The 8041-nt window shown below is 36.4% G+C and carries 8 protein-coding genes; 6 read left to right on the top strand and 2 right to left on the bottom strand.

Translation table 11 applies throughout. The annotated features are described in order from the left end of the window. The 3 genes from KKG99_02440 to hisS all read left to right on the top strand — a co-directional run. The coding region (locus KKG99_02440; GenBank protein MBU1011839.1) for a hypothetical protein at positions 1-340 on the top strand (340 nt) is incomplete at its 5' end. Beyond that, entirely contained in the window at positions 337-810 is a 474-nt protein-coding gene (locus KKG99_02435) for a WbuC family cupin fold metalloprotein (protein ID MBU1011838.1), read from the top strand. The genes KKG99_02440 and KKG99_02435, both read left to right, overlap by 4 nt. 46 nt (positions 811-856) lie before the next feature. Continuing rightward, positions 857-2221: a histidine--tRNA ligase gene (gene hisS / locus KKG99_02430; GenBank protein MBU1011837.1), complete on the top strand. Its 1365-nt coding sequence runs from the start codon at positions 857-859 to the stop codon at positions 2219-2221. A 48-nt stretch (positions 2222-2269) separates the two neighbouring features. Here the strand turns inward: hisS and KKG99_02425 are convergent, their stop codons facing one another. Continuing rightward, entirely contained in the window at positions 2270-3298 is a 1029-nt protein-coding gene (locus KKG99_02425) for a class II aldolase/adducin family protein (protein ID MBU1011836.1), read from the bottom strand. 8 nt (positions 3299-3306) lie between these two features. Next, positions 3307-3636, bottom strand: coding sequence for a thioredoxin family protein (locus KKG99_02420; GenBank protein ID MBU1011835.1), 330 nt, complete (start codon positions 3634-3636; stop codon positions 3307-3309). 311 nt (positions 3637-3947) lie between these two features. Between KKG99_02420 and hutH the strand changes: the two genes are divergently transcribed. The 3 genes from hutH to KKG99_02405 all read left to right on the top strand — a co-directional run bounded on the left by hutH (position 3948) and on the right by KKG99_02405 (position 7896). After that, positions 3948-5465 (top strand): histidine ammonia-lyase, encoded by a 1518-nt coding sequence (gene hutH, locus KKG99_02415; protein ID MBU1011834.1) that lies wholly within the window; start codon positions 3948-3950, stop codon positions 5463-5465. Positions 5466-5635: 170 nt separating this feature from the next. Then, entirely contained in the window at positions 5636-7159 is a 1524-nt protein-coding gene (locus KKG99_02410) for an aromatic amino acid ammonia-lyase (protein ID MBU1011833.1), read from the top strand. Positions 7160-7464: 305 nt separating this feature from the next. Continuing rightward, positions 7465-7896, top strand: coding sequence for a hypothetical protein (locus KKG99_02405; GenBank protein MBU1011832.1), 432 nt, complete (start codon positions 7465-7467; stop codon positions 7894-7896). Positions 7897-8041: the final 145 nt, after the last annotated feature.

The raw sequence follows: 8041 nt of genomic DNA, 5'->3' as shown, positions 1-8041 counted from the left end.
TGAGGAATTAGGATTAATGCCTTTTAAAGACAAGAAATTAATAAAGGAATTAGGAACCATCCCAGAAGCCTTATTACAAAAGCTAATCCTTATAAATAAAAAGAAGAAGAAGTTTTCAAAGATTATGCTTATTATTCTTTTAATTCTTTTGATGATCTCTCTATTTTTAAATTACTTTCTTGAAGAAGAAAGTATATCTCTAATGCTTTTTGCGGCCATCATTCTAATTCAAATTCCTCAATTAATTTTCCATCCCGATTATAGGGATAATTCAAAAAGAGAGTTAATTTTCAAGCTATTTAAAACAATGGATGATCATGAATTAAAATTAAATAAATGATTCACATCACAAACCAGATAACTAATCCGCTCATCCAGGAAGCAACAAAATCAGACAGAAAGAGAAAGAATTTCAATTTCCATCAACATTTTTCTGATCGCATCCATCGTATGATCCATGCTACAAATCCAGAAACTTACGTGCAACCGCACAAACATGAAAATCCGGACAAAATGGAATCTTTTATCATTTTGAAAGGACGGGTTTTAATAATTGAATTTTCAGAAAAAGGAGAAATTATCGACCATCTAATTTTAGATCCAATCATTGGAAATTATGGGGCGGAAATTCCTGCAAAAACCTGGCACACATTGTTAACCTTAGAACCTGATAGTTTGGTTTATGAAATCAAGGATGGCCCATGGGATGCTTCGGATGATAAAAATTTTGCCACATGGGCTCCTTCGGAAGGTGAAGCCGGATGTGCCGAGTATAATAATTCACTCTTAAGAAAACTGAAATTTTTGTAAACAAAGAAAATGCTCTACTTTTGCAATAAAGATTAATCAAGAAAAAATGGCTCAAAAACCTTCAATCCCTAAAGGAACCCGCGATTTTTCACCGGAAGTGATGATCAAGAGAAATTATATTTTCGACACCATTCGTGAGGTATTTAAATTATATGGCTACCAACCCATCGAAACTCCGGCCATGGAAAACCTTTCGACCCTCATGGGAAAATATGGCGAAGAAGGCGACCGTTTGCTTTTTAAAGTGCTGAATTCAGGGGAGTTTTTGGGTAAGCTGAATGAGGATCAAAAAACAACTACCGATGCAAATAAGTTTGCCACTTTTATTTCAGAAAAAGGATTAAAATACGATCTAACCGTTCCTTTTGCCCGTTACGTGGTTCAGCATCAAAACGAAATTACTTTTCCTTTTAAACGTTATCAAATACAACCGGTGTGGCGAGCCGATCGTCCGCAAAAAGGCCGTTACCGCGAATTTTACCAATGTGATGTGGACGTGATCGGAAGCGATGCTTTATTGAATGAGGTCGAGTTAGTTTTGATTATTGATGATATTTTCCGAAGATTGGGAATTGAAACCGAAGTAAAAATCAACAACCGAAAAATATTAGCAGGCATTGCTGAAATTATTGGCGAGCCCGACAGAATTATTGACATCACCATTGCCATCGATAAATTGGATAAAATAGGGCTCGAAGCCGTAAATGCAGAATTAGCCGAAAAAGGAATTCAAAAAGATGCGATTGATAAGCTGCAACCCATCATTTTGCTGGAAGGGATTTTAAAGGTTAAGTTTCCAAAACTGATGGAGGTTTTAAAAGATTCGGAAATAGGGATGCGTGGCTTGGAAGAAACCATGACCATCATGAAGTATTTGAAAGAACTGGACCTAAAAACCCATTGGACCCTTGATTTGACCCTTGCACGCGGACTCAATTATTATACCGGAGCCATTTTTGAAGTAAAAGCAAAAGATGCCCAAATGGGAAGTATTTGCGGAGGTGGAAGATATGATGACTTAACCGGAATTTTTGGATTACCTAATGTTTCAGGAGTAGGCGTTTCGTTTGGTGCCGATCGCATATTCGATGTGATGAACGAACTCAATCTGTTCCCTGAAAGTGCCCAAATTGGCACACAAATCATGTTTGCTAATTTTGGGTTCAAAGAAGCTCAATATTGCCTTAAAGTGATCACCCGGCTTCGACAGGCAGGAATCAATGCAGAACTTTTCCCTGATTCGGGCCGAATGAAAAAACAGATGAGTTATGCCGATAGCAAAAAGATACGTTTTGTAGCACTTGTAGGTGAATCTGAAATGAACGAGAACATGATCACGCTTAAAAATATGGTTTCAGGTGATCAGAAAAAAATAAATATTGAAGAACTGATTAAGGAATTTTCCGGATAAGGTCTTATGAAGGGATGGCTTCCCGATAAATTCGGGACGCCATCCCGTTTATAGAAATTTCTCTTTTAATTTCAAAATTTGAGAATCAGAAAGCAAATCAATCTGCCCCATCTTTAGGGCAATTAAAATCACTTTAGCTGTAAAATCAAGCACCTCCATTTTATCGTATAAATTGTAAAGAGAAGTTCCACTGATCAATGCCCATCCATCATTAAAAATTAAAACTTTAATTTGCTCATCGAATAATTTAAGGTAAACATCTATTTGTGCTTTATTGAATTTTTTATTTTGAAAAAGTGGATCTTTTAAGATTAAATAACTCTCCGGGATAATATGAGTCGAAAATGCAGAATGAGATCCTAATTTTAAAGATTGAAATTGAACAGCAGTCGTAAATAAGCCTCTTTTATTATATTCAACAAATTTTACTTCATTCTTTATACTTAAAAAATGCTTGGTTCTTTCTTCATAAAAGCGGGACGTATTTTCGGATTTAAGATTTAATTTACCAGTTAGCGAAAATTTATCAACAATTGAACCCAGGTTAAAATGCTTTATGATGGCCTGATTTAATTCAACAATTCGTTCAATCACTACATTCAATTCTGTACCGATTGCAATTACTCCATGGTTTTGCATCAATACCACATCCACATTATCCTTAAATGCTTTGCAAATATTTGAACCTAATAAATCACTTCCCGGTATTGCATAATCAGCATATCCAAAATTGAATTTTTCACTTATCCCTTTCAACTCATAATCGTTTTTTGAAAGAAGGCTGAGTGCAACAAATACGAGCGGATGAATATGTACCACTGTTTTGATATGCGGAAATTTTCTGTAAAGCGATAAATGAAAGGGATATTCCATTGAAGGTTTATTATTACCAACTTGTACTCCATCAAAATTTAACAATGCAAAATCCTGAGGCTTTAAATATCCTTTATCAATTTGTGAAGGAGAGATACAAATCAATCCATCTGTTTGACGACAGGAAATATTTCCACCGGAAGCTGTAGTTAAACCCGCCTGGTAAAGATCATGAAAACACAGGCTCAATAATTTTGCATCCATCACCAAATTTATTCCTCAAAAATCATTTTATAATAACGCTCGATACTTTGTTCCAACTCTAACATTGATATGAACTTACTAAATCGTCTGGTTTCTTTCCCATCAAAAAACAAGATGATTGTTGGACTTGCAAACACGTTGTAATTGGCTGAAAATTCAGGCTCGGCCTCCGCATCAATCAACATGAAATTCATTTTCGGGAATTTATCTTTCAATAAATCCGAAACCTTTGGCCGCAAAGTAGAACAAGGTGCACAATGATTTGAGAAGAAGTAAAGGAGCGTTGCTTCCTGCTCATGAAGGTTTTTTAGAATTCCATCTCTTATTTGATTATCCATCCGTTTTCAATTTTACTACAAAATAAAATAATTTTTCTTTAGCATTGAATATAAATAATTTATACTTTTAACCTCACAAAAAATAACGATGAACTGGTCCTTAAAGTTTAAAATTAAAGTTAATCGTACTTCACTCTGCTAAGTCCGATCATCAAGTGCGTTCATCCAATTCGCACGAGATCGGAAATTTAGGATCATCCATAATTTTATATTTCGATTATCCATTTTACAATCAATTTTCCTAAAATTAAATTTCCGGCGTAACAACCAACTTAGCTATTTTAACTGAATTTATACTAAAATGTATACAAATGAATGTACATCAAATTAGTCCGGAAAAACTGACTTTTAAGATCATCTATCATATATTAAAAGAAGATTACAAAATTGAACTATCAGAAGAATCAAAAAGAAGAATCCTGAAATGCCGCCAATATCTTGATGACAAAATGGCTTCGCAAGATGAGCCTATTTACGGGATCAATACAGGTTTTGGTTCGCTTTGCAATCATCGGATTTCACGTGAAGAATTAGGCACGCTGCAAAGTAATCTGGTCAAATCACATGCCTGTGGAATGGGTGAAGAAGTACCCCGCGAGATCGTAAAACTAATGATTTTGCTTAAGATTCAATCCTTATCATATGGTCATTCAGGGATTCAATTAAGTACCGTAGAACGCCTGGTGGCATTCTTTAATTATGACATTTTACCTGTTGTATATCAGTTGGGATCACTAGGTGCATCCGGCGATTTATCACCACTGGCACACCTGTCGTTACCTTTGCTTGGACTGGGGCAGGTTTATTATAAAGGTGAGAAACGGAACACAGATTCTGTATACAAAGAACTAAAATGGGAATCCATTTCATTGAGGTCAAAAGAAGGTTTGGCTTTACTAAATGGTACCCAATTTATGAGCGCTTATGGCGTTATTAGTGTACTAAAAACCATCCGTCTTTCACAATTGGCAGATATTATCAGTGCAGTATCACTTGAAGCTTTTGATGGAAGAATAGAACCGTTCAACGATTTGGTGCATCAAATTCGCTTTCATATTGGGCAAATTAAAACCGCTGAGCGCATCCGAATGCTGCTCGAAGGAAGTGAAATTATCAATCAACCCAAGGAGCATGTGCAGGATCCTTATTCTTTTCGCTGTATTCCACAGGTTCATGGTGCATCAAAAGATGCATTGAATTATGTAGCTTATGTGTTTTCCTGTGAAATTAATGCAGTAACGGATAATCCAACTATTTTCCCGGATGAAGATTTGATTATTTCGGGAGGAAATTTCCATGGACAACCTTTGGCACTAGCCTTAGATAATCTGGCGATTGCGGTAGCCGAATGGGGAAGCATTTCTGAGCGAAGGACCTACCAATTGCTTTCGGGCAAAAGAAATTTACCGGTTTTTTTGGTAGCTAACCCCGGCTTAAATTCGGGTTTTATGATACCACAATATACGGCAGCTTCGATCGTGAGCCAGAACAAACAACTTTGCACCCCGGCTTCGGTTGATACCATCGAGTCATCTCAAGGGCAGGAAGATCATGTAAGCATGGGTGCTAATGCTGCAACGAAGGGCTATAAAGTTGTGCAGAATCTGGAACGGATTTTAGCCATCGAATTATTTAATGCGGCTCAGGCATTGGAGTTCAGAAGACCAAAAAAATCGTCCCCTTTTATTGAAGAATTTATCGGAGAATATCGAAAGGTTGTCAGTTTTATTAAAGATGATCAAATTATGAGTGATGCTATGAATGTAACAGTCAGCTTTCTGCAATCAGTACCTCTTAATATCCCGGATGCTTTGAGGGAGGATGTTTAGAAAGATTGTGTTAACGTTTTTGAGTGTTTAGGTGTTAACGTAAATGAGAGTTTAAGTGTTAACGTAAATGCCTAAAAAATAAACACATAAACACATAAAAATATAAACACATTAACACAAACACATTAACACACAAACACGCATGCACATTAACCTAAAAACATAAAAATATGACTTACATTATTACAGGATCGGGATTAACAATTGAGGACGTAGTAGCGGTAGCTCGTCATTCAAAAAAAGTGGAATTGCACCCCGATGCAATTAAACGTATTAATAAATGCCGCACCATGCTTGAGAACAAAATCATAGCAGGTGAAATCATGTATGGCGTAAATACCGGAATCGGTGAATTCTCGGAAGTAGTTTTAAATGATGATCAGGTAAAAGATTTTCAAAAATACCTGATATACAATCATGCTGCCGGTATCGGCGATGCCATGCCATTGGAACATGTTCGTGGAGCAATGCTGGGACGAATTAACGTTCATGCCCATGGAAATTCAGGAGTAAGAATTGAAATTACCCAAACTTTGGTGGATATGCTGAACAAAGGTGTTACACCATACGTTTGCGAAAAAGGCTCTGTGGGAGCTTCAGGTGATTTGGCCCCCATGTCGCAAATTGCATTGTTGATGATGGGTGAAGGAAAAGCTTATTATAAAGGTGAACTCCTAAATGGAAAAGAAGCCTTAGAAAAAGCAGGAATTAAAATCCCCGGATTACAGGCACGCGATGGATTGGCAACTATTAATGGTTCCAATGTTTTAACAGCAATGAGCGCAATTTTCCTTTATGATGCAAATCGTTGGTTGAAGCAAGCAGAAATTGCCGCAGCCATGTCGCTCGAAGCATTAAAGGCAAATATGAAACCATATTCCGCTAAATTACATGAAGTACGTGGGTTTAAAGGTGCCATCAGAAGTGCAAATGCCATTAACATGTTGGTTAAAGGAGGCGATTTAAAAGAAGGAAAAGTAAAATGCAAGGTACAGGATGCTTACTCAATGCGTTCAACTCCGCAGGTAGTTGGTGCAGCTCATGATGCTTTGGCTTATGCCCGATCGCAAGTTGAAATTGAATTGAATGGCGTTGGTGATAATCCGATTTTCTTCCCCGATGAAAACCTGCAATTATCAGGTGCAAACTTTCAGGGAACCCCTGTTTCTGTGCCTGTTGATATGGCCGGAGCTTGTATTACCATGGTTTCAGTTATGAGTGAAAGAAGAATGAACCGATTGAATAACCCTGCATTAAGCGTTGGATTGCCTGCATTTTTAACCAAAGGAGCCGGAATGTTTTCTGGTTTGATGTTAAGTCAATACACTGCAGATATGCAAATTGTTGAACAACGAATTTTATCAGCTCCGGCATTTGTACAATCAATTCCGGCCGCAGCCGATCAGGAAGATTTTGTTTCGATGGGCATGAACACGGCACTTAAAAACAATCAAATTCTGGATAATGCTTATGGCATTCTTGGCATCGAATTTATGGCCGCTGCCCAGGCTCTTGATTTCAGAGAGTATAATTTCGGACAAGGCGTAACAAAAGCAAAAGAAATAATCCGCAAGTATGTTGATTTTTTAGATATTGACCGACCACTTTTCGATGATCATAATGCCATGAAAGCATTGGTGAAATCAGGTGAAATTTTGGAAGAAGTTGAAAAAGTAGTAGGATCCTTAGAATAAAAATCCCAAAACTGTTCAAAAAGTCCGGTTAAGTTTAGCCGGACTTTTTGTTTGAATACGATCCCGATTATTAGCCAACCAATGCAATCTAAATTAATTTTACTTCTTCCCTTTCAATAAACCATATCCGATTTGATATGATCGGGATTCCTGCCTGTACTGCATTTCGGCAGGCAGGCGTTCAACTAACAAATTTCAATATCCTTATTCTCTGATAAAACCTTGATATTAATCAACTTCATTTTCAGCAATAATCTAAGAATATTGAAATTTGAGTTTCACGAATAAAAATGTAAATTTGAACCATGGTAGATCAAAATGAAATAATAAACACGGAGGGTAAAAAAAGGCCGGAAGCATTGACTATTATATGTATATTAACATTCATAGGTAGTGGACTTGCTGCTTTCTCAAACCTGATTATTCACTTAAGTTTTGATATGTTATTGGAAACATACGAAAGTGGAGGTCTCAATTTACCAGGAGCTGAAATTGTATTTACATATAGTAAAAGTTTTTACCTGTTAAGCTTTTTCCTTTATAGTTTCTCACTTTATGGTGCAATGTTGATGTGGCGGTTGAAAAAATTTGGATTTCATACTTATGCAATTGCTCAAATACTTCTGTTAATTATCCCTTCATTATATGTTAAAACGGAACAATTCCCTCTTTTTGGAGTACTTTTAACAACTACTTTTATCCTGTTTTATTTTCGTCATTTAAAGTTCATGAATTAGAGTCTGGTATCTAAAAATAAAATGGAAGAGCAAGTTCAGATAAATAAACCCTTTATATTAAAAATAGTAAGTGTAGTAGCGCTAACTTATAATTTGGTATTTCTCACAATTTATCTTCTTGGAATTGTTTTTAATAAATTCTTCG

This window comes from Bacteroidota bacterium (assembly GCA_018816945.1).
Lineage (GTDB): Bacteria > Bacteroidota > Bacteroidia > Bacteroidales.
This window is presented reverse-complemented; position numbering and strand designations above follow the sequence as displayed.

What these genes read in the sequence shown, in the direction of transcription:
- KKG99_02425 (MBU1011836.1), bottom strand. Translation starts at nt 3,298, where the DNA reads ATGGATGCAAAATTATTGAGCCTGTGTTTTCATGATCTTTACCAGGCG.
- hisS (MBU1011837.1), top strand. Translation starts at nt 857, where the DNA reads ATGGCTCAAAAACCTTCAATCCCTAAAGGAACCCGCGATTTTTCACCG.
- KKG99_02405 (MBU1011832.1), top strand. Translation starts at nt 7,465, where the DNA reads ATGGTAGATCAAAATGAAATAATAAACACGGAGGGTAAAAAAAGGCCG.
- KKG99_02410 (MBU1011833.1), top strand. Translation starts at nt 5,636, where the DNA reads ATGACTTACATTATTACAGGATCGGGATTAACAATTGAGGACGTAGTA.
- hutH (MBU1011834.1), top strand. Translation starts at nt 3,948, where the DNA reads ATGAATGTACATCAAATTAGTCCGGAAAAACTGACTTTTAAGATCATC.
- KKG99_02435 (MBU1011838.1), top strand. Translation starts at nt 337, where the DNA reads ATGATTCACATCACAAACCAGATAACTAATCCGCTCATCCAGGAAGCA.
- KKG99_02420 (MBU1011835.1), bottom strand. Translation starts at nt 3,636, where the DNA reads ATGGATAATCAAATAAGAGATGGAATTCTAAAAAACCTTCATGAGCAG.